This window comes from Anaerosporobacter mobilis DSM 15930 (assembly GCF_900142955.1).
Taxonomy (GTDB): Bacteria; Bacillota; Clostridia; order Lachnospirales; family Lachnospiraceae; genus Anaerosporobacter; species Anaerosporobacter mobilis.
The window spans coordinates 1-275 of the sequence record NZ_FRCP01000001.1 but is presented as its reverse complement, the minus strand read 5'-3'; the positions used below and the strand labels follow the sequence as shown (position 1 = coordinate 275).

The 275-nt window shown below is 49.5% G+C and carries 1 rRNA gene; it reads right to left on the bottom strand.

Annotated elements, in window-relative coordinates:
- Positions 1 to 275: ribosomal RNA gene (locus BUB90_RS00005) — 23S ribosomal RNA — on the bottom strand; the annotation flags it as partial.

Sequence of the window (275 nt, the reverse complement as noted above, 5' to 3'; positions counted from 1 at the left end):
CTTGGTTTCCCTTCGGCTCCGAACTTTCTGTTCTTAACCTTGCCAGTAAACGTGACTCGCCGGACCGTTCTACAAAAAGTACGCGGTTGTGCACATAAGGCACTTCCACAGTTTGTAAACATAGGGTTTCAGGTTCTCTTTCACTCCCCTCCCGGGGTTCTTTTCACCTTTCCTTCACAGTACTATGCGCTATCGGTCACTAAGTAGTATTTAGCCTTGGGGGGTGGTCCCCCCGAATTCCCACAAGGTTTCTCGTGTCTCGTGGTACTTTGGAT